The sequence below is a fragment of the Aerosakkonema funiforme FACHB-1375 genome (genome assembly GCF_014696265.1).
Classification (GTDB): Bacteria; Cyanobacteriota; Cyanobacteriia; order Cyanobacteriales; family Aerosakkonemataceae; genus Aerosakkonema; species Aerosakkonema funiforme_A.
In genome coordinates, this window is record NZ_JACJPW010000072.1 from 18387 (window position 1) to 44277 (window position 25891).

24 protein-coding genes are annotated in these 25891 nt (G+C 44.3%); 5 read left to right on the top strand and 19 right to left on the bottom strand.

The features are described from left to right. Positions 1-2 precede the first annotated feature (2 nt). Both H6G03_RS24130 and H6G03_RS24135 read right to left on the bottom strand, forming a co-directional pair. On the bottom strand, positions 3-2174 hold the full coding sequence (locus H6G03_RS24130; RefSeq protein ID WP_190469735.1) for a WD40 domain-containing protein: 2172 nt from the start codon (positions 2172-2174) through the stop codon (positions 3-5). 163 nt (positions 2175-2337) lie between these two features. Continuing rightward, a complete protein-coding gene (locus H6G03_RS24135; protein ID WP_190469737.1) occupies positions 2338-2607 on the bottom strand; it encodes a peptidoglycan-binding domain-containing protein in 270 nt (89 codons plus the stop codon). A 360-nt stretch (positions 2608-2967) separates the two neighbouring features. Between H6G03_RS24135 and H6G03_RS24140 the strand changes: the two genes are divergently transcribed. Beyond that, positions 2968-3726, top strand: a complete 759-nt coding sequence (locus tag H6G03_RS24140) for a foldase protein PrsA (protein ID WP_190469740.1) — start codon at positions 2968-2970, stop codon at positions 3724-3726. A 117-nt stretch (positions 3727-3843) separates the two neighbouring features. On the opposite strand, the gene H6G03_RS24145 is transcribed toward H6G03_RS24140, so the two are convergent. Continuing rightward, on the bottom strand, positions 3844-4116 hold the full coding sequence (locus H6G03_RS24145) for a peptidoglycan-binding domain-containing protein (protein ID WP_190469743.1): 273 nt from the start codon (positions 4114-4116) through the stop codon (positions 3844-3846). Positions 4117-4671: 555 nt separating this feature from the next. Then, positions 4672-5793 (bottom strand): calcium/proton exchanger, encoded by a 1122-nt coding sequence (gene cax, locus H6G03_RS24150; protein WP_190469745.1) that lies wholly within the window; start codon positions 5791-5793, stop codon positions 4672-4674. A 476-nt stretch (positions 5794-6269) separates the two neighbouring features. Between cax and H6G03_RS24155 the strand changes: the two genes are divergently transcribed. From H6G03_RS24155 to H6G03_RS24165, 3 genes are all read left to right on the top strand, one after another. Then, positions 6270-9008 carry a DUF3536 domain-containing protein gene (locus H6G03_RS24155; protein WP_190469748.1) on the top strand — a complete coding sequence of 913 codons (2739 nt, stop codon included), beginning with the start codon at positions 6270-6272 and terminating at the stop codon, positions 9006-9008. Between the two features lie 441 nt (positions 9009-9449). Beyond that, positions 9450-10106, top strand: a complete 657-nt coding sequence (locus H6G03_RS24160) for a DUF4230 domain-containing protein (protein WP_190469750.1) — start codon at positions 9450-9452, stop codon at positions 10104-10106. Between the two features lie 123 nt (positions 10107-10229). Continuing rightward, the gene (locus H6G03_RS24165; protein ID WP_190469804.1) at positions 10230-10379 is read left to right on the top strand and encodes a type II toxin-antitoxin system HicB family antitoxin; all 150 of its coding nucleotides are present in this window, start codon (positions 10230-10232) and stop codon (positions 10377-10379) included. Positions 10380-10426: 47 nt separating this feature from the next. Here H6G03_RS24165 and ureC read toward each other — a convergent pair whose 3' ends face one another. From ureC to H6G03_RS24225, 12 genes are all read right to left on the bottom strand, one after another. Beyond that, entirely contained in the window at positions 10427-12160 is a 1734-nt protein-coding gene (gene ureC / locus H6G03_RS24170) for an urease subunit alpha (protein ID WP_190469753.1), read from the bottom strand. 203 nt (positions 12161-12363) lie between these two features. Next, positions 12364-13068, bottom strand: a complete 705-nt coding sequence (locus H6G03_RS24175; protein ID WP_190469756.1) for an urease accessory protein UreF — start codon at positions 13066-13068, stop codon at positions 12364-12366. Continuing rightward, positions 13065-13589, bottom strand: a complete 525-nt coding sequence (locus H6G03_RS24180; RefSeq protein ID WP_190469761.1) for an urease accessory protein UreE — start codon at positions 13587-13589, stop codon at positions 13065-13067. The genes H6G03_RS24175 and H6G03_RS24180 overlap by 4 nt, the downstream gene beginning before the upstream one ends. After that, positions 13586-14437, bottom strand: a complete 852-nt coding sequence (locus H6G03_RS24185) for an urease accessory protein UreD (protein ID WP_199315456.1) — start codon at positions 14435-14437, stop codon at positions 13586-13588. The genes H6G03_RS24180 and H6G03_RS24185 overlap by 4 nt, the downstream gene beginning before the upstream one ends. A gap of 227 nt (positions 14438-14664) precedes the next feature. Next, positions 14665-15297, bottom strand: coding sequence for an urease accessory protein UreG (ureG, locus tag H6G03_RS24190; protein ID WP_190469764.1), 633 nt, complete (start codon positions 15295-15297; stop codon positions 14665-14667). Positions 15298-15324: 27 nt separating this feature from the next. Further along, entirely contained in the window at positions 15325-15636 is a 312-nt protein-coding gene (locus H6G03_RS24195; RefSeq protein ID WP_190469767.1) for an urease subunit beta, read from the bottom strand. 90 nt (positions 15637-15726) lie between these two features. After that, positions 15727-16032 (bottom strand): urease subunit gamma, encoded by a 306-nt coding sequence (ureA, locus tag H6G03_RS24200; protein ID WP_190469770.1) that lies wholly within the window; start codon positions 16030-16032, stop codon positions 15727-15729. Positions 16033-16302: 270 nt separating this feature from the next. Next, positions 16303-16914, bottom strand: a complete 612-nt coding sequence (locus tag H6G03_RS24205; RefSeq protein WP_190469773.1) for a pentapeptide repeat-containing protein — start codon at positions 16912-16914, stop codon at positions 16303-16305. A gap of 400 nt (positions 16915-17314) precedes the next feature. Beyond that, a complete protein-coding gene (locus H6G03_RS24210; protein WP_190469775.1) occupies positions 17315-17872 on the bottom strand; it encodes a pentapeptide repeat-containing protein in 558 nt (185 codons plus the stop codon). A 292-nt stretch (positions 17873-18164) separates the two neighbouring features. After that, entirely contained in the window at positions 18165-19910 is a 1746-nt protein-coding gene (locus H6G03_RS24215; protein ID WP_242060458.1) for an iron uptake porin, read from the bottom strand. A 124-nt stretch (positions 19911-20034) separates the two neighbouring features. Next, positions 20035-21003, bottom strand: coding sequence for an RsmB/NOP family class I SAM-dependent RNA methyltransferase (locus tag H6G03_RS24220; protein ID WP_190469781.1), 969 nt, complete (start codon positions 21001-21003; stop codon positions 20035-20037). Positions 21004-21155: 152 nt separating this feature from the next. Further along, the gene (locus H6G03_RS24225) at positions 21156-21419 is read right to left on the bottom strand and encodes a hypothetical protein (protein ID WP_190469783.1); all 264 of its coding nucleotides are present in this window, start codon (positions 21417-21419) and stop codon (positions 21156-21158) included. Positions 21420-21580: 161 nt separating this feature from the next. On the opposite strand from H6G03_RS24225, the gene H6G03_RS24230 reads away from it, so the two are divergent. Further along, entirely contained in the window at positions 21581-22219 is a 639-nt protein-coding gene (locus tag H6G03_RS24230; protein ID WP_190469786.1) for a helix-turn-helix transcriptional regulator, read from the top strand. 176 nt (positions 22220-22395) lie between these two features. Here the strand turns inward: H6G03_RS24230 and sppA are convergent, their stop codons facing one another. From sppA to pyrR, 3 genes are read right to left on the bottom strand one after another with little or no spacing between them, the layout of a single operon-like run. Then, the gene (gene sppA / locus H6G03_RS24235) at positions 22396-24222 is read right to left on the bottom strand and encodes a signal peptide peptidase SppA (RefSeq protein WP_190469789.1); all 1827 of its coding nucleotides are present in this window, start codon (positions 24220-24222) and stop codon (positions 22396-22398) included. A 45-nt stretch (positions 24223-24267) separates the two neighbouring features. After that, positions 24268-25302: a type 2 isopentenyl-diphosphate Delta-isomerase gene (gene fni, locus H6G03_RS24240; RefSeq protein ID WP_190469791.1), complete on the bottom strand. Its 1035-nt coding sequence runs from the start codon at positions 25300-25302 to the stop codon at positions 24268-24270. 24 nt (positions 25303-25326) lie between these two features. Beyond that, positions 25327-25878: a bifunctional pyr operon transcriptional regulator/uracil phosphoribosyltransferase PyrR gene (gene pyrR / locus H6G03_RS24245; protein WP_190469794.1), complete on the bottom strand. Its 552-nt coding sequence runs from the start codon at positions 25876-25878 to the stop codon at positions 25327-25329. Between the last annotated feature and the right edge of the window lie 13 nt (positions 25879-25891).

A 25891-nucleotide genomic window follows, 5' to 3' on the forward strand; every position in this document is an offset into this window, starting at 1 on the left:
ATCTAAAATTTCCCTGTTTGCAGTTGGGAAAGCGGCCAAATTTTGATTGTATTGTCATTGCTACCACTGGCGAGAATCAGGTTCTGGGGACTAAAAGCAACGGCATCAACTGTATCTAAATGTCCGCTTAGGTTGTCAAGCAATATACCAGTAGTGACATCCCAAATTTTGATATTTGAGTCGCCACTGCTGGCGATTTTCTTGCCATCGGGACTAAATGCGATCGCAGTCACCGCATCTTCATGTCCGGTGAGAGTGTTTTCGATTTGACCGGTCATCACATTCCACAGTTCGATCGTACCTTCTCCCGTACCGCTGACGAGAAGATTTCCATCAGGACTAAAAGCAAGCGATCGCACTCGTAAAGAGTGTCCGGTTAAAGTTTGCTTTTGCTGACCGGAGAGCGGGTTCCAAAGTTTAATAGTATTATCAAAACTGCCACTAGCAATAGTCTGTCCATCCGGGCTGAAAGCAACAGCAAATACCCAGGAATAATGACCGATGAGAGTTTGGCGCAACTCACCCGTTTTGGCATCCCAAATTTTAATGGTATGGTCGTAACTACCGCTAGCAATAGTTTGTCCGTCGGGACTGAATGCGACAGAAGACACCCAACCAGAATGACCGATAAGGGTATGCAGCAGCTTACCCGTACTAACGTCCCACAATTTAATAGTATTGTCGGCGCTGGCGCTAGCTAAAGTTTGCCCATCGGGACTGAATGCGATCGCACTTACTCCGCTTAAATGACCCCACAAAGTTCTGATTTGTTTACCAGTGCTTATATCCCATAATTTGATGGTGCTATCACCGCTACCGCTGGCAAGAATTTCTCCATCAGGACTGAACGCGATTCCATTTACCCTGCTTAAATGCCCCAACAATGTGTTATAAGGGTTAGATAGGTACGTTTCTGCCAGGTTATTTTTAATAGCATTATTTGCATTTGAAGTAATAACTAGAGGATTAGATTGCTTTTCTGCTGCCACTGCTGAATGGGATTCTTCTGAGCGCTTTGGCCTTCTTTGGTAGCTCCAATCAGGTGAGTTTGTGCTGAAGTAATCATAAATTTGAGTGCCTGTAAACCCCAGCAGCAAAGTCGCATTAACTGCCAGAAATTCAGTAGCGAACTTTGGTAGCTTTTTATATCGCGTTTTTTTAATTTTTGGTAAAGGTATTTGCTGGGATACTTCCGGTAAGTTAGTTTGAATACCTCTAGCTACGGTGCCGATGTTACTTGTCGATAAATGGCGCTCAATATTTTCAATATACTGGAAAATTATTTGCGTACTTGAAGGGCGGTTACCCGGAAAAGGAGCCATCAAGTAATCAATAAAATCTGCTACTGGTTTTGTTACTTGGGGGGCACTTTTTCGCCACAACAATTCACCAGTGCGGGGATCTTCCGGAAAGTCGTTGGGAGGTTTACCTGTGAGCAAATAAACTAAAGTTCTGCCTAAAGCAAAAAAATCAGATTGAGGTACTGCTTTGCCATTTACTTGTTCCAGGGGTGTATAGCCTGTAGATATAATTCCCGTAACATTTTGTCCGCCACCGACTTTTGCCAAGTAAGTTCCTGAAATTTCTCTAGCAGTGCCAAAATCAATTAATACCAAATCGCCCCAACCTCCCTTACTAAGGGGAGCATGGTCGGAGCGCAACATAATGTTAGATGGTTTGATATCTCGATGAAAATACTCTTGCTGATGTACCCGCTCCAAGATAATTACCAACTGTTTTAACCAGTCAACTGCTTGCGCTTGGGTAATTGGTTGATAGTTCCTAGCTAAAAGCCATTCTTCTAAGTTACAGCCGTCAATTTTTTCCATCACCAAGCAGTGCAGCGGCTGTTGATTGTTTCTGGGTAAAGTAAGAAAATAGGCGTCGCGATCGACTTTGGGAATACCGGGATGGTCTAGCAAACTTAAAATCTCTGCTTCTCGCCGAAACAGGGAAACAGCCTTGGGATGGTTGTTAAACAACACTTTGAGAACTTTTGGTGTTGTTCTATCCAACACCTCAAAGGTTTTGCTAAATCCACCTTGCCCCAGTTGACGTATAACTCGATAGCGCTCTTGCAATAATATTTCCCAACCGCAGTGACGACAAATACGATTGGGAATATTCAACGGATCTGTAGGTTTTGGACAATCGGGATTTAGGCAATAACTCACGGCGCTTAGATTACTCTAGTTTACACAGTTAGCCTGTAACGATGCTAACCAAATAAGCAATCCGCCACAATGGCTTACTGCAACATTAATGCGATCGCCCTATTACATTCAACGCTCTCCAGGTATAGTTGTAGGGACAGCTTCACCGCCCAGCAGTTATTCCTCAACAAGATATACGACTTAACCCTAACCAAGTTTTGCTGTCAACAATGCCGTTAACCACCAACCCGTTATCTTTTTGGAAAGATTTTACCGCCGCCTCTGTCCGTAAGCCGTACACTCCATTAATGACATTGCTGTAGTAGTTCAGAGTAAAAAGGAGTCGCTGTACAATTTTGACGGCATCCCCGTAGCTACCGTAACGCAGAACCGGCAGAGTCTCTGTGGGGCTTAGTTGAGCGCTCTTGGTTTCTAGCTTTATTACAGATTGCATGGTTTTGTTCGCAGAACTTTGCTTTAACATCTCCAAGATAATACTGAGTCCCAAGCTGTGTCAGTACCCAAATGGGTGATATTACTTAGATAGTAGCATAAATAACTCTTCTACAGAAGAGCGATCGTGTAGTTAAAGTTAGTTTTGGTAAGCTTTTGGTTAAATTTTACTTTAAATATTACGTAAATATTTGGCATATAATATCACTTTGAAAACATGAAAAATTCAGTGTTATTACTGTTTATTCCATCGAACTAACACTCAACTGCGTCTCAAGGCCAGAAACCGGGTTTCTTTTGGCAGCGATCGCATCAGTCAGAAGATAATATGTATGGATAAATCTAACAAAGTGGTTTTTTCATGACATCTCAACCATTCTTGACTGTTGACGAGCAACCGATTTCTCTAGCACAAGCGATCCAATATTTGCAGATGTCTGGAAAACTACAGTCTTTCATCGGCGATATTCTCCGCCGACATATTTTAGATCGAGAACTGGAAACGCGATCGGACATCACGGTTGAGCAAACGCTAGTCGAGCAAGCAATAATTAATTTTCGATTGCAGCGTCAGCTGACAGAACTGCATCGTTTTGAGGAATGGCTGGCTAACAATAACATTGATTACCTCTCTTTTCATCAACAAATAGCTTTTACTTTGAAGCTAGAAAAGCTAAAAAACGCGATTACACAGCCACAACTAGAAGAATACTTCCGCCAGCGCCAAATTTTTCTCGATCGAGTTTTCCTTTATCGCATTGTTGTTAAAGACCGCGAACTTGCGGAAAGCCTGTACAGCCAAATCCAAGCAGGAGCGAGTTTTGAGAAGCTAGCCAGAGAATATTCGATTACGGAGGATCGCATTCTCAATGGTATTATGGGCCCAGTCAGTCGCGGAGTATTGCCAGATACCCTCAGAGCAGCTGTTGATTCTGCCAATCCCGGTGAGTCGATCGGGCCATTTGAAATTGAGGGAAATTGGTGTTTGTTTCGAGTCGAAGTATTTCTGCCAGCTTCCTTAGCAAACAGTCAGCTTCGGGAAACACTACAAAATGAAATTTTTGAACTTTGGTTAACAGAAAAACTGAAAAGTTTGAACGTCAAGCTTCAGACTAACTGATGTTTAAATATGCTAATTTTGCGCGTAAATAAAGCAAAAATAATTTGTAGGGTGGGCACTGCCCACCCTACAGTCAAACTTTCTAACGATTTTCGTTGCTGAACTCTTTGCGTGTAATTAGAGTAACTCGCTAATAGCACGCCAAGTGTTTTTCTCTACAACTCCATCGATAAGCAACACAGTGCTGGGATTTGGACTGGAGTTGTAGGTAATTTGGAAATTTTCTACAGCTTGCTTTGTGCGGGAGCCGAACTGAGCGTCAAATGACCCAGTATAATAGCCATAACGGATCAGCAGCTTTTGCAGAAATCGGACAGCCTCACCTTTAGAACCGAGACGAAGTTCTGGCATATTGATACTGGCAGTTGCAGATTGGGTAGTAGCTTGCATGGTTGTTGCTCTATGAATTTGCGTTTCAACAATTTCAATGTAATGTTATCTGCGATGCTGCGACAGTACCCAAGCAGGGTGATTTACAGCAGATTTCGAGTCAGTGATGTACTCATTTACTCCTTTCCCGCTCAAAGAATATGTATCCTTTGGGGGGAGTGGGGGAGCGGGAGAGTGGGGGAGAAAAGAACAAGAGGTAACTTGCGATCGATCATCTTACGGCGGGAAGGGAGTAAAAGAGTGGAGGAGTGGGAGAACGAGATATTGCGAAAAAATTCCTAATTTTGACTTTTGACTTTTGACTTTTGACTTTTGACTTTTGACTTTTGACAGCCCCTATTTATAAAAAATAGCGATCGCTCGATGGGTGGCGGGCGATCGCTAAAATATTTAGCCATGACTAGGAGGTTAGATCGTGTTTATTAGCATCGTGTTTGTTAGCATCGCGATGTAGTAGGAAATACTCTAGACGCGGACAGCATTGGTAAAAACGATGCTCACCATTCCAAATTAATCTTGCCTGCTATGTAGATACAGTACCCAAATGGGTGATTTTCAGCCAATGCCTTCGATGACGGGATGGAAGTAGAAAGCTATCCCCAAAACTGTATAGGCTGCTAATAGGAGTGTGCCTTCCAGCCAATTAGATTGGCCATCGGAACTAATCGAATTGGCAATCAACACCGCCACAGTAACTGCCACCAATTCAAAGGGATTAAAATTTAAATCCATAGGTTTGTGCAGCACCCAACCAGCCAGAACTAAAAAGGGTGCAACAAACAAAGCGATTTGCAAACTAGAACCCACTGCTACGGAAACGGAAAGATCCATTTTATTTTTCATCGCCACAGTAACGGCGGTAGCGTGTTCGGCGGCGTTACCGATAATTGGAACCAAAATTACCCCAGTAAATAAAGCTGTTAGCCCCAAACGGGATGTTGCTTCTTCTAGAGTATCTACTAACAATTCCGACTCGATCGCCACCATCAAAGTGCAAGCTAGCAGTACTCCCGACCACAACCACACATTTACTTCGTGTTGCGCGGGTTCATCGGGGGCAAGATTTGCTTCTGCTAATTCTTCTGGCTCCAATTCTGCCAAACCTGCATCGTAGAGATACGAGTGGGTTTTCATCGAAAACAGCAGAGTCAGGCCGTAAACTAGGATTAGCACGATCGCCACCCAGTCAGAAAGATGCTGGATCGCGTCTTCTGCTACCCCTGTAGAGGTATAGTTCACGGCTGTGGGAAGTAACATAGCGATGACAGCTAAGTTCATCGCAGAAGCATTCGTGCGAGCGACTACCGGCTGAAATTCTTGCTCTTTGTAACGCAGACCTCCTAAAAACATAGAAAGTCCCATCACTAGCAATAAGTTACCGATAATCGAACCGGTGATGCTAGCTTTGACTACATCGATCAAGCCGGCGTTGAGGGCGACAAGACCGATAATCAGTTCTGTGGCGTTGCCGAAGGTGGCGTTGAGAAGCCCTCCCAGCGATGGGCCAAGGACTACGGCGATTTCTTCGGTTGCAGTACCCATCCAAGCAGCGAGGGGTACGATCGCCAGTGCCGATGTGATGAACACAGTTAGCGATCCCCAATGCAGGAAGTGTCCGGCGATCGAAATCGGAATGAAAAGCAATAAGGCCAGGAATATATTGTCTTTGTTCAGCATCAAATTATGCGTGTGTTTCTCGTTGAGTCCCGCCTGGGGTTGAAACGCATCCTTTCCAGACGGTGCGGTAATCGTCAGACTCTAGAATACTCGCTTCGCAGGTTTTGTGCAGAGAGGCAAAAATACCTTGATTCGTATTTTTAAGCAGATAAATTAAGTAGTGTTGATTTTGTTAAATATTTTGCAGCGATCGGTACTGCGATCGCTCAACTTTCGTTAAATTACGTTAAATGACCCTTCCAATAGCTGAGATTTTGTAGTTAACATCGAGAAAACTGCAAGAAAACCCCTCGCTTGGTAGATGTTTTTTGTTTTGATATCAAGCTTGGCGGCGCGGATAATTCCTCATCAGTAACATCACACCAACTGATAATTTCGATCCCCATCAATAATTGAACCGACTTAGCTGGCTTGGATATTGTTTGAGCCAGTGGGAAGGCTGTCTGTAAGTTTATCGTTGCCAACAAAAGTGAATTATGACTGCATTTGCTGATATATCGGTTTCCGTTGAGGACGTAAAATCCACAAGCATTGCGCCGATTACGCCTCAAGAGGAGCAACAGAGCGATCGCCTTCAGAGTACGGGCGTTTTCGTCACCGTCCACGGGCATTTCTACCAGCCTCCCCGTGAGAACCCTTACCTGGATGCGATCGAACGTCAGCCTAGCGCCGCTCCTTTCCACGATTGGAACGAGCGCATTCACCACGAGTGCTATCGCCCAAATGCGTTTGCGCGGATATTGAACGATCGCGGCGAACTGGTGGGGATCGTCAATAACTACGAGTACATGAGCTTTAACATTGGGCCGACGCTGATGTCGTGGCTGGAACGCTACGATGTGGAGGTTTATCAGCGGATTTTGGAAGCCGATCGCAAGAGTGGCGAACGCCTCAACGGACACGGGAATGCGATCGCCCAAGTTTATAACCACATCATCATGCCACTCGCCAACAAGCGAGACAAACACACCCAAATTCGCTGGGGCAAAGAAGATTTCCGCTCTCGCTTCGGTCGCGATCCCGAAGGAATGTGGCTGGCAGAAACAGCCGTGGACTGCGAAACTATAGAAGCGCTGATTGATGAGGAAATTCGCTTCATTGTACTGGCACCCTCGCAAGCGCAACGCTGTCGCCCCATCACCGCTCCCCGTCGGACAGATGAAATGTCTGCCAGTACTGAGATCTCTCTTGTCAGCACAGACCTCCTATCTACCACCATCAGTAGCTTGCCAGCGCCACAACAACATCAAAAAGAAAGTGATTGGATCGAAGTGGCAGGCTCGCAAATCGATCCCACCCGCCCCTATCGCTGTTTCCTACCGGGTACTGATAGATACATCGATATCTTTTTCTACGATGGCCCCATCTCGCGGGATATGGGATTTGGCGAAGTTCTCAACAGTTCCCATAACTTCTCAGGGCGATTGGGGATGGCGATACATGGCGATAAGCGTCCCGCTCAATTAATTTCCGTCGCCACGGATGGAGAAACTTTCGGACATCACAAGCACGGTAAAGAAAAGTGTCTCGCCTACGCTTTCACAGAAGAATTTCCCCGGCGCGGTTGGACGGTGACTAATTATGCCCATTACCTCAGCCTGAATCCGCCGAGTTGGGAAGTAGAATTGAAACCAGTCACAGCTTGGAGTTGTTCCCACGGGGTCAATCGCTGGCAAGATGACTGCGGTTGCGGTGCTGGTGGCGGTTGGCATTTGAAGTGGCGGCGTCCTTTGCGAGAAGCGCTGGATTGGTTGCGCGATCGATTAATTGAGGTTTACGAAGAAAGTGGGCCGAAGTTTTTCGCCGATCCTTGGTTGGCGCGAGATGAGTATATCCAGGTGATACGCGATCGCACTCCTGCTAACGTTGAGCAATTTTTGGCGCGTCATCGATCGCAGCAACTCAACCCCGCAGAACAAGTAGACGCCTTGCGCCTGCTGGAAATGCAGCGCCACGCCTTGCTGATGTACACCAGTTGCGGTTGGTTTTTTGAAGAACTCTCCCGTCCGGAAGGCGTGCAGATTCTCCGCTATGCCGCCCGCGCTTTGGAATTGGCTGGCGAAGTTGGTGGCGTACAGTTAGAAAAAGAGTTTCTCCAACGCCTTGCCCTCGCTCCCAGCAATATAGATCGTTTCCAAAATGGTGCGGAAATTTATCGGCAACTGGTAGTATCTGCCCAAGTTAGCTTTAAGCAAGTGGCAGCGCACTACGCGATTACTTCCCTGTTCACCAATTACTCCCACGAAACTCGCGTTTATTGTTACTCCGCGCATCGGCTAGATTACCAGATGCAAAGCATGGGGCCCCTGACTCTGGCTGTAGGGCAAGTGCGGATGGTGTCGGAAATTACCTGGGAAAGCGTGCATCTGGTCTTTGCCGTTTTGCATTTGGGCGGTTGGGATTTCCACTGCTGCATTCAACCTTTCACCAGTCGTCGCGCTTACACGCAGTTGAAAGAGCAGCTGTTTGAGGCTTTGCAACAAGCTAGTGCGGCACAAACTATTCTGGCGATGAGCCAAGTGTTTGGCGATCAAAGTTTTAGCTTGCAGAACTTGTTTGCTGAGGAACGGCACCGGATCATGGAGCTGTTGAGTAAGGAAACACTGACTCGTCTGGATCAACTTTATACTCAAGTTTATCGGGATAATTTCGGTGTTTTGATGGCGTTCCACCGGGATGAGCTGCCCGTACCGCAAGAGTTGCAAGTTGCCGCCGATATTGCGCTGAGTAATCGGGCGAGGATCGCTTTGCGGGAATTGGAACACGAATTGAGCGATTTGTCAACTGGTGAAGCGCATTTGGGTTTGGGCGAGCTGGCAGAATTGGAAGCGATCGCGACAGAAGCCAAAAATATGCGCTGCAAGCTGAATATCCGCGAAGGTAAGCAAACTTTAGAGCGGTTGATTTTGAAGGCGCTTTGGCATTTGTTGCACGACAGCAACCCAGCTACTTTGGAAACCGATGTGGAACGGATCGAACGGACGATCGATGTAGGCAATAACCTCAATCTCGGCTTATCTATGGAGCGAGCCCAAGAAGTATTTTGCTACTGCTTGCACAAGTATATAGTGCCGCAGTGCTTAGTGGTTGATGTTAATTGGAAGCCAGAAAACGAAGGAGTTTGTCGTTGGGAGTTATCCCAACTTCGTCCTCTGTTGCGGTTGGCTAAAAAATTGGCAGTTGATGTCGATATTTGGTTAAAGCAAGTGTCGTAACGAGTTAACTTATAGAAACCCGGTTTCTTGGAGAAACCGGGTTTCTGAATATTCGTAGCACATTCGTAGGGGGGTCAGCGGTTGAAACTATCGCTTTTGCGTCCGATCGCAAAACTTATTGTCATAGCTTAAATTGATTTATGAATTCAAACATGAATTTTAGCGATTAGACTGGGAGGTTTTCAGTGTGCGATCGCTCTTTGGTACGATTCGCACCCGTAAAATGTGTTCCGAGACTTGTGAACTGATTTTGACAGGGCGATCCCAGTCAAGTTGCAAATTGGACATCGCAATTGAATAGTCTATTTAGACTGACCTTCTACTACCGATGATAAACTGTTGTGGCCTAGTACTTGCCAGGGTGTGTGCTTTATACCTCAGAATTGGGAATACTACCTTTGGACTGGCCGAAAGGATAGTTGTTCAAAATGGAGATGACGTATGACAGCTAGCTTAATTAAAGCCTCGAATTTACTTAATAAAGTGTTAGTCGGGATTGTTCTGCTTTTGTTTATCCTTGTGTTGTGGCTGGGTTACCAAATTTATCACTCAAGAAGCGGGTCAGAAAAGATAATCGATCCAGGTTCGCTGATAGTGCGTCAAGTTAGAGACGTAAGTGAATTGACTACAGCCATGTTTGAAATGGATGCTGTGGTACCTGTAAGTGAAAAAGGGATGATAGCGCAGAGTAAGTTGCTCTATATCGCTCACGGTAATGTCCGAGTTGGAGTTGACTTAAAGGAGTTTCAGACGGATAATGTGCAGGTTGAAGGAGAGAAAATTACTGTAACTTTACCTCCGCTGAAAATTCTTGACAGTAAGCTTAATCTGGAACACTCTAGTGTTTATTCCTATGACCGAGGTCTTTTAGGATGGGGTCCTGACGTTGTTAACTTGCAAGCGCAAGCCCAACGTGAAGCCCTCAAAAAAGTTGAGGATGCTGCTTGTCAAAGTTGGCTGATAAAGACAGCTAGCGATCGCGTTCAAAAGACTGTTGAAAATCTACTTAACCAAGTTCTTAAAGACAGAGGTTTCAAACAGATTATTGTGGAAGCCCAACTTCCCTCCGAAGGTTCATGTTCAAAAGCGCAGGTATAACACTTTGCTGCACCCAACGGCAGCTTCAGGCTTAGCATAAAACTGCGGTTTTCGTAGGTTGGGTTTCCTGGCATCAACCCAACCTACAATTTTTAAAAGGGTTAATATATGAAAGCTAAACTTATCAAAATTTTCACAGCTATCGTCGAGAGAGATCCTGATACAAAGCTCTATGTTGGCTATGTTCCTGGATTTCCCGGAGCGCATTCGCAGGGAGAAACTCTCGAAGAGTTACAAGAGAATCTGCGCGAAGTTATTGAAATGCTTCTCTAGATCCCCGACTTCTTGAAGAAGTCGGGGATCTGGGTAGTAAAACTGAATTAAAACAAGAAATAACGCTGCGCCATCGGTAAAACTTTCGCAGGCTCGCAAGTTAATAATTCCCCATTTGCCCTAACTTCGTATTTATCAGGATCGACTTCAATTTTTGGGGTGGCGCTGTTGTGTTTCATATCTGCTTTACTGATATTTCTGGTATTGGCAACTGCCCTGATGCGAGATGTTAAACCGAGTTGTTTGGGAATATCTTTTTCTAAGGCAACTTGGGAAAGAAAAGTAATAGAAGTTGCCCCGATTGCGCCGCCAAAACTACCAAACATTGGGCGCATATGCACCGGTTCGGGAGTGGGAATACTGGCATTAGCATCGCCCATTTGCGCCCATGCGATCGCACCTCCTTTAATTACCATTTCTGGTTTCACACCGAAAAATGCTGGTTTCCACAAACACAAGTCTGCCAATTTACCTTCTTCCACGGAACCGACATAATTAGCAATACCGTGTGCGATCGCCGGATTAATGGTATATTTAGCGATGTATCTTTTGGCGCGAAAATTATCGTTATCTTGACTAACTTCGCCAGCAGATTGTAAGATTCCCCTTTGCACTTTCATCTTATGGGCGGTTTGCCAACTGCGAATAATTACTTCGCCTACTCTTCCCATTGCTTGAGAATCAGAAGACATCATACTTATCGCACCGATATCGTGTAAAATATCTTCAGCGGCAATAGTTTGGGGACGAATTCTCGAATTAGCAAAAGCGATATCTTCGGGAATATTTTTATCGAGGTGATGGCACACCATCAACATATCGAGATGTTCGTCTAAGGTATTGATCGTGTAGGGACGGGTGGGATTGGTAGAAGAAGGTAAAACATTTGAATAACTGCAAACTTTGACGATATCGGGTGCGTGACCGCCGCCTGCACCTTCGGTATGGAATGTGTGAATAACGCGGTCTTTAAAAGCTGCGATCGTATTTTCTACAAATCCAGCTTCGTTTAAAGTATCGGTGTGAATTGCTACTTGTACGTCGTATAAATCGGCAACGGAAAGACAAGTATCGATCGCAGCAGGTGTAGTTCCCCAATCTTCATGCAGCTTTAATCCCATTGCACCAGCTTCGATTTGTTCGATTAATCCTTCCTGTTTGCTGGCATTACCTTTTCCCAAAAAACCTAAATTAATCGGAAAGGCATCAGCTGCTTGTAACATCCGGTAAATGTGCCAAGGGCCAGGAGTACAAGTAGTCGCGTTAGTGCCTGTAGCGGGGCCAGTTCCGCCGCCAATCATAGTAGTAATACCGGAGGCAAGGGCAGTTTCAATTTGCTGCGGACAAATAAAGTGAATGTGAGAATCAATTCCCCCAGCAGTGAGAATTTTGCCTTCTCCAGCTATTACCTCAGTACCAGGCCCGATGATAATATCTATATTATCTTGAGTGTAAGGATTGCCTGCTTTTCCAATTTTGTAAATCTTACCATCTTTGATACCGATATCTGCTTTGACGATGCCCCACCAATCGAGAATCAAAGCATTAGTAATTACCGTATCTACCGCGCCAGCAGCATTAGTAATTGGGGATTGTCCCATGCCATCTCGAATTACTTTACCGCCGCCAAATTTAACTTCTTCACCGTAAAGTGTGCCATTGTAAGTAGTGCGGTCTTCTTCGACTTCTATGAATAATTCCGTGTCCGCAAGACGAATGCGATCGCCCACGGTTGGGCCAAACATGGCGGCATATGCTTGTCGATTCATTCTATTGGCCATATTTTGTTCTCCTGCGAATTTATTTTGCTTTTTAAATAAGGCTTATAATAGTTTATCGGAAAAGCGATCGGGGAAGATTTTTTTAACCACAGATATCCACAGATGAACACAGATAAACACAGATGTTTTTAAGATTTATTGTTATGTTTATTGGGTTAAATTTGATTTTATGGCTGTACTATGAGGTAATGGATAGTTTATTATTAACTAGCAAACAACCTGTGAGTTAATTTTTGATGTCGCATTTGGGCAAGATCGATCGCAGGCGTACAAGACCACATTTCACTCAGCTTTAAAGAAGTAGCATTTTGATAGGTTTCTTCGATATCCGTTGCTAAATTTAGCAGAACTTTTTGTGCTTGTATGTGTCCGATAACACTTAATCGAATTGCTGCCCCTAATAAACCTGTAACAAAACTATGTAAAAAAGCGAGTACTGTATTTCGTTCGCTCAAATTGGCTACCCTTCCCACTACAGCAAATATAATTGGATGCAAGCAATTTATTTCTCCTTTTGCTACATCTTTTTCGAGAATTTCTAATTGGGAATCTTGCCAAGTGGAAGTAGCGATCGCAAGTAAGGCGCGTCCGCTTTTGCGCTGAGTTTCGCGAGTTTTTTCGATTAAAGTTTGGGCAAATAATTGGGCATCTGCTTGGCGAACTGCTTCTAAGTCACCGATCGCACTTCCCCGATAAGCATGGATTAATGCTACCACATCTGTTGGCCCTACTTTGTTACGTAAAAGCAACCGCAGAAAAGTTTGTAAATCAATTGGCGATCGCAATTTATTTTCTTGTACCAAAGATTCCAATCCGTGCGATAATGTAAAAGAACCCGATGGAAAAAAAGAATCGGATAACTGCATTAAAGCGAGTTGTTGGGCGATGGTAGATGCAGCTTTGTTCATGAGTGGTGATGGTGTTCGGAATGTTGGGAAAATGAGAGGTGTTCGTGAGGCGATCGCAATTCATATTCTAGCTGCAAACCGGGAATATGAAAATCGCGAATAGTTGATTCTACTACTTCGGCGTCTGTTATTAATTCTACGTAAATTTTATTATCCTGCACAATTATCGGCCAATGATGATTGCCCAAAACATGACCTAGATGGATTAATTTTATGGGAAAATTCGATATTTTTTCCGAGAAAGTAATTACCAAGACTTTTTGCGATCGCAGATGAATCAGCACCAACTTTCCCTGTGCGGTTTCTAACACATCTCCTTCCCGCAATAACCAATCTCGACTTTTGACAATTCCCACATCTATACCAGAATTAGAACGAGCATAAATTCGACCTTTGCGACTATCAACTTCCGTAATATCCACTTCCAAAAAACCTTCTGACTGACGCGCTTTTTCTATCCGTTCGGATAGCGTCGCATTCTCTGCCAAATTACCTAAATAAATTTCTGCCAGTTCTGTCATTTGGGAATGTGGGGTAAAGGAGATCGATCGCCAAAACGGCGCACGCAGTTTAAGGTATATTTTTGGTATTTTTTCAGTTCGTGGGTACTCTTGGCGATAGCTCTAATCAGCAAACCTTTACTTTGCGGTAATATAGAACTAGCTACAACTATATCAGAACATTTGGCAATTTCTAAGTCTTCTACAGCTTCCCTTAATAATTCTAAATTTGCTTTGGGTAGTAGTGCGATCGCATTTCCCAAAATAGGCGCACTAGCGAAGATATCGCTATTTTTGAAAGGATTGAGTTTTCCTTCTAAGCGCATTGCATCGGTAAACCATAATTCTCCTTCAGTCGAACTTACTTCCAAGCGATTGCAATAATAGTGAAAATCGTAAATTTCTTCTCTTGCCAATCTTCCCGGTACAATTATTTCGCTTAAAAATAGATTGCCTGTTGGATGAATTTTGATGCGAGTAGTTTGCTGCAATGCAGAATCTTTAAATAAAATCAGCGGTTCTGGGACAAATTCTAAAGCTGCGCTTTCTCCTATTTCAATTTCATAATTAGTTATGGCTTTTGTGTCCGGTATAGATATAGAATGAACATTAGTAGCTGCTTGATCTGTGAGGTAAAGACTGGTATTATTTGCTAATTGCAACGATATATTTAATTCATCTCCGGCGAGTAACCCTGGAGATGCACTCATCATATATATATAAGCAGATTTAGGATCGGCAGTATCAAGGCGAAATGTGGGAGAAAGGCGGAAGGGATATGCTGTATGCTGATGGATGATGGAAGTCCGATCGCTGCGATCGGACTTGAGTTTTAGTTCTAAGTTTTTTGTTTGGTTGAGGGTTTTCAATTGGATCTTTTTTTAACGCAAAGGACGCAAAGGTAAACGCAAAGGGACGCTAAGGTTTAATAAATCTTTTGACAATCTCCAGATATATCATCAAATTCATTTTTGTACCCTGCGGGAAGGCTGTGTCTCAATCTGTGTTCATCTGTGTTCATCTGTGTTCATCTGTGGATATCTGTGGTTAAAAAATCCTATTTTTCAGCATTTCCCAAGAATTATATTATAAAACATTAACTTACTTTTGCAGTGGCGCTGCGAAATAGAACAGTCTCCATAATAAAATTAACCACTTCATTTAATCCCTCTTTTGTTTTACAATTAGTGTATGCGATCGGTTTACCTCGACGGTATAAAGGAGCTTCTTTGCGGATTAATTCTAAGTCTGCGCCGACATAAGGAGCGATATCAATTTTGTTGATCACTACCAAGTCTGCTTGTACGAAACCTGGCCCTTTTTTGCGGGGAATATCATCGCCAGCACCTACATCAATCACAAAGATATAGGAATCTACTAAATCGTAACTGAAACTGGAAGCAAGATTGTCACCCCCGCTTTCTACAAAGATTAAATCCAATTCGGGATAAAGCAATTCCAAATCTTTGATTGCCAGCAAATTCATGCTAGGGTCTTCCCGAATTGCTGTATGAGGACAGCTACCCGTTTCCACTCCTACAATACGTTCTGGGTGCAAAAATCCGCCGCGTTTCAACCGTTCTGCATCTTCAGTAGTTAATAAGTCATTAGCGACAACTGCTACTTCAATACCTTTCTCCATCAACATCGGAATTATACTTTCTAATAAAGCAGTTTTACCGCTGCCTACTGGCCCGCCAACTCCCAATCTAGCTGCTGATTTTTGCATAGCTAAAATCCCTTGTCTTGCTTGACTTTACCTCAAGGCTCCATTCACTTTCGCATTAAAACCATAAATCTCCCGCGTACCAGCAAATTCAACTAATTCAACTGTTTTCTTTGTCCCGTCAGCTTCAAATCTTACCGCTGTTCCCGCAGCAATATTTAAGCGCATTCCTTTGGTTTGTTCCCGATCGAATTCTAGCGCCTCGTTAACTTCATAAAAATGGAAATGAGAACCCACTTGAATTGGTCGATCGCCTTTATTAACTACCTCTATTTCAATCGTTCTTCGCCCTGCATTTAACTCAATTTCACCTGCTTTAGCAATTATTTCTCCAGGTATCATTGCTTTTCCTTCCTTCGCGCTTTTCGCTTCTAATTCTCTATCGCGAATCGCTTCGCTAACGCGGTTCGTTAATAAAAATTTACAACTTACCTAATCCCCAATCGGATTGTGTACAGTTACTAATTTTGTTCCATCTGGAAAAGTCGCTTCTACCTGCACTTCATGAATCATTTCCGCTATGCCATCCATGACCTCATCTCTTTTCAAAATTTGTTTACCTTCGCTCATTAACTCGCTGACAGTTTTTCCTTCCCTTGCACCTTCTAAGATCGCAGCAGAAATATACGCCACAGCTTCCGGATAATTTAATTTTAACCCTTTTGCCTTACGTCTTTCTGCCAGCAGAGCAGCAGTAAAAATCAACAGTTTATCTTTTTCTTGGGGTGATAGCAGCATGGCACATTTCCTTAGATTTTGACTTGCTGTTTACCTTTGGTAAACTTTAGGCATATTTTATGATTTTGTCAATAAGTTGATGTCCAGCAAACCAGTTTTTTTGTACTTAAATAACCTAAAAATTATAAAATGCTACTTGTCAAGCGATCGTTCTAATTTTTTACTTTTTAATACATATTTAAATATATAAACATAAACCTTTACATACAAGTAAAGGTTTAGTAACTGCAAATGCGATCGGATGCACCCAAACAAGCAAAAAATACACAGCTATCGCGCCTCGGACTTCCTTTCGCCCGTTACCTCAGACCAGTTAACACGGCTTGCGCCCGTCAAATTAGATTTTGGCGAATTAACAACATTCATATTCACACCCACCAGGTTAGCTTGATGCAAACTGACTCCATTCATATTGGCATCCATCAAATTAGCACCGCTCAAATTCGCATTATTTAAATTGGCACCTATCAAGTTTGAGATGCCTAAATTTGCATTACTTAAATTCGCATTATTTAAATTCGCATTGCTCAAGTTTACAGAACTGATATTAGCATTACTCAAGTCAGCATTATTCAGGTTTGCACCCACCAGTTCTGCATTAAACAAGTTAGCATTAATCAAGTTAGCATTTATTAGATTAGTATTAGCTAAATTAGCAGCAAACAAGTTCGCTCCTCCCAACCTAGCGCCGCTTAAGTTTGCGCCTCTCAAGTCCGCTTTACTGAGATCTGCACCCAGCAAGTTCGCGCCACTGAGATCGCAACCTTGACATTGCTTAGTTTCCAACAAACGCTTAACATCAGCGGGGTTTTCGGCTTTAACCGCCGGGACGAAACTTATGGCGATCGGTAGTGCTAGACTGACTAAAATTGTGATTTTCATATTTTTTTCCTTTTTACCTAGCAGGTCTTATATTTTATTGTTCCCAATATTACCCCTCTGTTACCAGGGAATAAATAATTTTTTGGTTAATTTTAATTTGCAAAAATAATAAATAGCGATTGTCGAATAAAAAAAATATGCAACCAAGAAAATACTTAATTTTTGCCAGTAAGCGACTAAGTAAGTAAGTCAGTGTAAATAAAGCAAAGATAATTAAACATAGGGTGGGCACTGCCCACCCTATGTTTAATTATGCCCACCTACTTACTTACGCAAACGTGAAAACCCTTAGCCTCATGCCAAAAGTTTATGAAAATACAGTAGGGTGCGTTAACCTGAAAGCTAACGCACCCTACAAATATGTTGCAATTAAATCCTGGTTAAAACACCCGTTTTACAATTAACGAGTTACACCGGCTGCATTCGTCAAGTTCGCACCTCTCACACCGTACAAGTTAGCGCCAAACAAGTTAGCCGCATTGAGATTTGTTTTAAATAGGTTTGCACCTCTGAGGTTTGCCGCACTCAAATTTGCTCTGAACAAATCGGCTTCCCTCAAATCAGCACCAATCAAATCGGCTCCTTTGAGGTTCGCTACATTTAAATTAGCCCCAACTAAAGTAGCTTCATTAAAGGTGGCATTAACCAAATTAGCTACTGATAGATTTGCACCATTCAGGTTGGCACCGTTGAGTTTGGCTTCGCTGAGGTTAGCGCCGTTGAGGTTAGCACCGCTGAGGTTGGCGCGAGTCAGATTGGCACCGTTAAGATTAGCACCGCGAAGATCCGCATTTCCTAAGTCAGCACCGCTGAGGTTCACGCCTGTTAAATTCAGTCCCGCGCCTTGTTTGGTTTGCAGCAACTGTTGAACCTGTGGGGGATTTTCAGCTTTTGCGATCGTACTTAAACCTAGCATTGTGCTGACGAGCGCTGTACTGACGATAATTTTCAGTTTCATATTTTTTATACTCCTCTAACCGTATTTTTACGTAAAATGACTCATTTGCTAGCCGTTTATTAAATTATCTTATGAGTATATATTGCTGAAGAACATTATTTTGACAATTTATACGTGTATATACTTATTATAACATCAAATTTTAAAATATGGCAAATACAATTTACCAGTTAGGATCGTAGAAACACCGCTAACCGCTAAGCACTGTAATCCCAGAAACCCGGTTTCTTTGGGTTGTCGCAACGAAAGAAACCCGGTTTCTCATCGTCCATAGGGAATACACCAAGCTGTTCTAGAAGCTAAACTGCGTTCGCACAGCCCCTACGAAGATAGCCGGGTTGTCATTAAAGTTATTGGCGTTTTCAATCACGTAAAAGCTTGGGATAAGGGCAATATTATCGGTGAGGGGATAATAGTAACTAGCTTCGATGTCGAACTGCATACCACCATCGCCCCCTCCAGACACGAGGAATCGACGCCCTGCCAAAACATCAAACGGTATTACATAGGATAAAGTCGCCAACGCTCCTCTTTTACCGAGATCGGGAAAAGCCAAACCAACTTGAAACGACTGCGCCCTCAAATCGCCGCTTTCCACACTATCTGTCGCGGGGTTTAAGTGGGTATTCGCGTAGAAATAACGCCCGAACACACCAAACTTAGGAGTAACCAACCAATCGAAATTGATCCCAAAAACATTACTTGTGGCGTCTTCCAAGTCGCCGCCAAATCCGTCATCTGCTATCCCGACGATCGGTTTAATTCCAATTTGTCCGTCAACTGGGAGAGTTCTGGAACGATCGTACAGCAGTCGCAGATTGATATTCGAGTTAGGCGAATAAGTCAACTGTGCAGTGGCGGCACGGTTACCATTAAATAAGCCTCTGCTTGGGTCAGATGCGCTGGCGTTGCTAGCATAACCGAGACGAAGCTCAAACTCTTCATTAAAACGCCAAAGCAATACAGCACCGCTAGTGCGTCCCAAATCTTGTACCAAAGTGCTGCCAAAAGAGTTAAAGCCGCTGGCACCCTTACCAAAGATATTTGTAAAAGTATTGGTGTCAAAGTAGCGCACCCAAAATAACTGCGGACTCACTACCACTTGCACAGAATCATTCACCGGGAAGGTGTATCCCAGCTCTGCCACAACCAGATCGTTAGCGATCGCACTCGGAGTAAAATCGGAACTGGGAACACCAAACGTGTTGTACAAACCTGCCGAAGTATAAACGTTGGCAGGCGAGTTAGCATTTCCCGCCGCTAAAGTGATTCCCAGTGAATCTTTACCCGTAAAAGAAGTGGTGAGAAACAAGCCGGTAATTTGACTGAAAGTCACGTTAGGATCGTCCGTAACCCTGCTGACGATCGGCTTCCCATCCGCTCCCCGCCCAGCCCCACTAAAAACATCTTCCCGATCGATCCTCTCCACTTTCACATCCCCAGCAGCAGTTGCCCCAGTTATACTTAGGCTCACAAGTCCGCTTAGCTTTGTCGTCGTGGAAAATTGACTTGCCTCCAGCCGTGCGGTGCGTGCGTCGAGCCTGTCAAGTCTCGTAGCCACAGTTGCCAGTTCTGGAGCAAAATCCGCTTGCAAACGCTGCAATGTTCCTAAATCTTCTTCCCTTACTTGATTTGCCAACCCTGCATCTATTAGCTCTTTGATTCTACCCAAAGCGGCATTCAGCGCTGCTGCGAATTCGTAGCGCGTCATCGCGCGATTACCCCGAAACGTCCCGTCCGGATAGCCCGCAATCACGCCATAGCGATCGATCAAAGACTGCAAAGCTTGAAAAGCCCAGTCTGTTGGCTGCACATCTTCGAGCTGAGAAACAGAAGTCACTCTAGACAAAGGACGCTTCTGCTGTAAATCTTGCTTCGCAAATTCCGGAAAACCGATCTTGGTTAAATCTCCATTCTTTTGGTCAGCATCCGCCTCAACCTTAACTTCTTCAGCCGTTAGAGCGTTACCCCCTAGCAATAGAACTGTTCCGAAGATAACTGCACTTAGTTTGAAAGCAGCAATAAAAAAATTGTTCATGGTGCCTCTGTTCCGATCGTCCTTTGTTTCTAGCGCCATCGACAGCTAGTAGCGCACCACAGCGATCCAAATAGAATATTTCCTGCAAGCTCCATAGCTAAAACAGACTATTAGCTATCGATTTTTAGACTAAGTTATCACCTGGAGTGCATAGAATACTCATATTTTCTAAAGCATCTTCTTTCAGCCGATCGGCTTCTCCTTCTTCCGTATTTTGAAACAACATTGTGAAGGCACCAGCACCTAAGCGTTCTTGCGGCCATATACGATAGCAAGGCATATTTGTCAAGTGCGATTGCAAGGCCGCTAAATGGGGAATTTGCACTGGCTGAAACTGGGGAAATTTTTTCATAAACCACTCACAAACTCGCTCATTCTCTTCTGGTGAATAGGTGCAAGTCATGTAAGCTAAATAGCCTTGCGGTGCAACGATTTGAGCGGAGTTGGCGATGATTCTCTTTTGTCTGTTTGCACTTTTATTAATCGCTGCTTCGTGAAAGCATCCAGGGGCTTTATCTCCCTTAGCTAGCAAAGATTGCCCGGTGCAAGGCGCATCGACAATTACTAAATTGCTAGTTCTAGGTAATTGCTGTGCGAGAATGCTAGAATCTTTATTTAAAACGTTTAATGGAGATACACGACAGCGTTTTAAATTAGAAATAAGCATTCCCAGCCGTTTGCCAATTACTTCATTAGCAATGATTAATTTAGGCGATAAAGCTTTCCAGGAAAATATAGTTTTTCCGCCTGGTGACGCACAAATATCAAATAGTAAATGCACAGGTGAAGAAATAGCAAATAAGCTAGAAGCTGCAAACACAGAAGAAAAATCTAAACAATAATAATAGCCTTGTTCGTGAAGAGGATGTTGGCCTGGTTTGCTGCCTAATAATAGGCGATCGACAAATTTCGGTTGCCACGACGTCGGCGTTTCCACCGCAAAAGGTATAGTGTCCGGTTTTTCTCGACACCAAACAATGCAAGGGGCAAAAGGTTGAGGATGAACTAATGCTTCGATGAATTTTTCTTGTACAGTTGAGTCTTCAAACAGACGCCGACTGAGTTTAAGTAATAACTTAGAAGGATTTTCCATATAAGGACAGGGGTGGAAGGCTGATTTTGACCGCGAATATTTTTATCGGGACACAGCATCATTAAAACTTTCGATGACCTGCATTATTTTCTAATGCCCTGTCCCTACAGTTCCTATCTTCGCTTAATCCCGACGCCCTAACCCCTTTCCGATCACTCCTCCCGGTTCATTTGCCAGGTGGCAGCGATCGCAGCTCCTGCCCCAGCAATCAAACCTGTACTCATCCCCTGAATCGTTTTCAGGACGGGATCTTGGGTTAAGCATTGGCTGGTGGGCGTTTCCGCTTGCCAGCACTGATTGCTTTCTGCCCAGCTGGCAGTGCCTCCCAGTACCACACCGATGGCGCTGCAAGCCACAATGTATAGGAAGAAGCGATTGAATTTTCTGTCGGTAGGGCGATTGTTTTTTCTATCCATAGATAGATGCAAAATTTGTAACTGTTTAAGGAATAAGACCTACCTTATTCTGCCCACAAAACCGATAAATGCGATCGCCACTTCCTTAACAAATGTAAATATACTTCAGCAGAAAACCATTTTACAGATAATTAAGGCCCATTGAGCCTAAGTTGAGCAGCATGGAGGAGCAACAAAAGTCCAAAAATCAAATCCTGTATCTCTTAAAAATGCGCGGCCCGCAGACAGCTACCGTTCTGGCCGAGCAGCTACAGGTGTCTCCGATGGCTATACGCCAGCATTTACAAGCATTACAAGCAGATCGGTGGGTAACGTATCAAGAAGAGCGACGTCCCCAGGGGCGTCCCGTCAAACTTTGGCAGCTAACCGATCGCTCTACCACCCACTTTCCAGATAGTCACGCTGACTTGATGCTTGACTTGCTACGGGGAGTGGAAGCAGTTTTTGGGACGCCTGGACTGGAAAAGTTGCTGGCAGAACGGACGCAAAGGCAGATGCAAACCTACGCAGCCTGTTTATCAGAATTTCCGCAGGCGAAAGACTGGCGGGGAAAAGTGGCGGCGATCGCTTGTCTGCGAAATCGAGAAGGCTACATGGCAGAAGCGATCGACCAGCCAGACGGTTCTATGCTATTGGTGGAAAACCACTGTCCCATCCGTACTGCCGCCGCTAGCTGCCAGCTGTTGTGTCGTTGCGAATTGGAAGTCTTTAAAGCCCTTCTGGGCAAGCAAGTTTCCATCGAACGGGTAGAACATAGTTTGCAGGGCGATCGGCGATGTGCTTATTTAATTAGGGACTAGGGCTAGGGGCTAGGGATTAGGGGCTAGGGGTTAGCGAAGAGGGACTAGGGCTAGGGGCTAGGGATTAGGGGCTAGGGGTTAGCGAAGAGGGAAAAGGGAAGAGGGAAAAGGGAACATATAAATTCTTCCATTCCCCGCTCCCCCGCTCCCCCGCTCTCCCACTCTGCCCCTAGCCCCTAATCAATCCGAACGTTAAAAGGCAAACGGGCATAAATGTCAAAAGGATCGTTGAGAGTGCCCAGAATACTCAGATCTTCCCGCAGTCGATCGTAAGTGAGCGTCAGCGGGTCAAACTGTTTAGCTTTTGGAGTATTTTCGCTAGCGTTCTGGGTACTGCTGAGTAAATTTCGCAAAAGGCGTTCTTCGAGACTGCGACTTCTGGGATATTGTTGTAATTCCCAATCATTACCAAGCTTTGCTTCCTTAGCAGCAAATTTAATCGCATTATCTAAACCACCAATATCATCAACTAAACCAATTTGCTTCGCCGCCAAACCCGACCAAACTCGCCCTTGGGCAATTTCTTGGACTTTCGCAGGCGGCAGCTTGCGCGATTTTGCCACTTTATCTATAAATTGAAAGTAAATGCGATTGACAGACCCTTGGTAAATAGCCAATTCTTGAGGTGTCTTGGGACGGGAAATAGTTTGAGCGTCAGCATATTTACCAGTTTTTACCACATCCCACGTGACACCATTGTCGTTAGCCAGTTTTTGGACGTTCAACAAAAGTCCAAAAACGCCGATCGAACCTGTGATCGTGTTGGGTTCGGCAAAAATCCGGTTAGCATAAGTGGAAATCCAATATCCACCAGAAGCGGCGACATCTCCCATCGAAACTATCACCGGTTTTTGCTGACGAATGAGTCTCACTTCTCGCTGAATTATCTCAGACGCCGTGGCACTACCGCCAGGACTGTTAACCCGCAAAACTACAGCTTTTACGTCCTCATCCATTCGCATCTGGCGCAGTTGTCTGGCTAAGCGATCGCCTCCCACTTGTCTGATGCTACCTTCTCCGTTAACGATTTCGCCTTCGGCGTAGACAACGGCAATTTTATTTTGAGATTGACGGTTTTCCCCTACAGATTTATCCGCGACTCTGGCATAGGTACTCAGGCTAATCTGTCGGAATGTTTTTTCATCTTTATTATTGCCAGTTAACTTCTTGAGGTCGGATACTACCTCATCTAAATAAGCGACTTTATCCACTAGACCATTTTTGCGAGCCTGTTCTGGCATCAACAAACCTTGACTATCTGCGATCGCCTGAACTTTTTGGGGAGTTAACTTGCGGCTTTTCCCAACTGTAGCGCGAAATTCGCCCCAAATATCGCTTAACAATTTTTGAATTTGTTGGCGATTTTCCGCACTTAACTGTTTTAAGACAAATGGTTCGACGGCGGATTTGTATTTACCAACTCGGATTACTTGCACGCCAACACCGTATTTTTGAAACGCTCCTGCCAAGAACATAGTTTCCGATCGCAGGCCGTTCAGTTCCATCATACCTAATGGATGGACAACGATGCTGTCTGCTACTGAGGCTAGATAATAACTCGGTTCATCCCAGCCAACGTTGTAGGCGATAATCTTTTTACCAGATGCTTTGAATCTTGAGAGTGCTTGCCGCACTTCTTTGAGCGTTGCAAAACCTCCCACCGCACCTTCTGATTCGCCGCTGGCATCCAAGTAAATGGCTATTATACGTTTATCTTTGGTGGCAGTGTCGATCGCATCCAGCACGGTGCGTAAAGTAATCCTTTCGCGGTCATCTTCTCCCGATACGGCTTTTTGAATTAACTCTCCTGTCCCGGAAGAAGGATTTGTGTCCGTGATTCGCACAGACATATCAAAAACCAATACTGACTTATCTTTTACTTGTGGCCCCGTATCTCTGGTTGCGGCAGAAATAAGCAGAATAATTAGTCCGCCCGTTCCCAAACCAAAGAAAATTAATAAACCTAATAAAGTAGCAAAAGTGTGTTTAATGAAATCCCGCATATTGTTTGGTAATTCCTAATGGTTAATTTAATTATTCGTCTTTTGTTAGCTAATCGGTAACTTCTGCAAAGCTCCAGAGTTTTTTAGGTCAGATAGCGTTGCGTTACCCGTACAAAATAGTACCGTCGTAATTTCTGCTATTAACACTTTCACTAAGGCGTGCAAGGCTTCTTCCGATTCCGCCGCTGCTTGCAGAAATGGCCATGCCATCCCGGCGATGTCAGCACCCAGCGCGATCGCTTTGGCAGTTTCCAAACCATTACGCAGTCCCCCAGAGGCGATCAGGGGTATATTTGGCGCGATCGCACGAATAGTTTCTACACATTCAGCAGTGGGCATTCCCCAATCTGCAAACGTTGCTCCTAAACGTCGTTGCTGAGCATCTGTTGCCCGTTCGCTCTCCACCTTCGCCCACGAAGTTCCTCCCGCGCCAGCGACATCAATAGCAGCAACACCGACATCGATTAACTTCTGAGCCATCGCAGCTGAAATCCCATTACCTACTTCTTTCGCTATCACTGGCACTGGTAGTTTTTTGCACAGTATAGCAATTTTTTCCAGCAATCCTCGGAAATTTGTGTCTCCCTTGGTTTGCACGCACTCCTGTAACGGATTGAGATGTAGAATTAGCGCGTTTGCTTCTAATAAATCAATTACGCGCAGGCATTGTTCTACGCCATATTTATAGTTTAGTTGCACCGCACCCAAGTTGGCAAATAGCAGAATATCTGGGGCGATACTTCGGACAGCAAAAGTTTTTCCCACTTGCGGATTTTCCACGGCTACTCGCTGGGAACCTACGCCCATCGCTATTTTGTAATATTGGGCTACTTCCGCCAGACGATAGTTGATTTTTCCTGCCTCTTCCGTCCCGCCTGTCATGGAAGATATCAGCAGCGGCGCACCCATTTTTTTCTGCAAAAAATTAGTACTTATATCGATTTCATCATAGTTTAATTCTGGCAAACAAGCATGGATAAACCGATACCGTTCCAATCCATTAGTAACTTCGTTAAATTGCACATTTCGATCGAGACAAATACGTAAATGATCTGCTTTTCTGGTCTGCGTTTCTGTCATAGTTCAATATTTGTAATTTCTAAGTTATAGTTCAACGTTCGGTACTTTTATTAACTCTACAGCGTCTCTGCCATCGATACTTTGGAGAAAAACCTTAACTTGTTCTTCTTTAGCAGTCGGTAGCTGTTTGCCTGTAAAATCCGGGTGAATCGGCAATTCCCGATGACCGCGATCGACCAATACAGCCAACCAAATCGCTTCCGGTCTACCATACTCGCTGAGTGCATTCAGTGCGGCGCGAACTGTTCTGCCTTTGTAGATTACATCGTCTACCAGCACAATAGTTTTGCCAGAAATATCGAACGGTATTTCTGTTTTAGCAGGTGTCCGCAAACCAATGCGATCGAGATCGTCTCGATAAAAAGTGATGTCCAGCGCACCCACAGGCACTTCCTCTTGTTCGAGCAATTCAATCTGATGGGCCATCAGCTGCGCCAGGGGAAAGCCTCTGGTCTGAACTCCCAATAAACCTAGTTTAGATAGGTCACGAGCTTTTTCAATCACTTGGGAGGTCATACGGGTGAGAGTGCGCCGTAACTCTTGTGCTGATAGAATTTCGACGATTTGGGAAGGCATAGGGAAGAAGGGG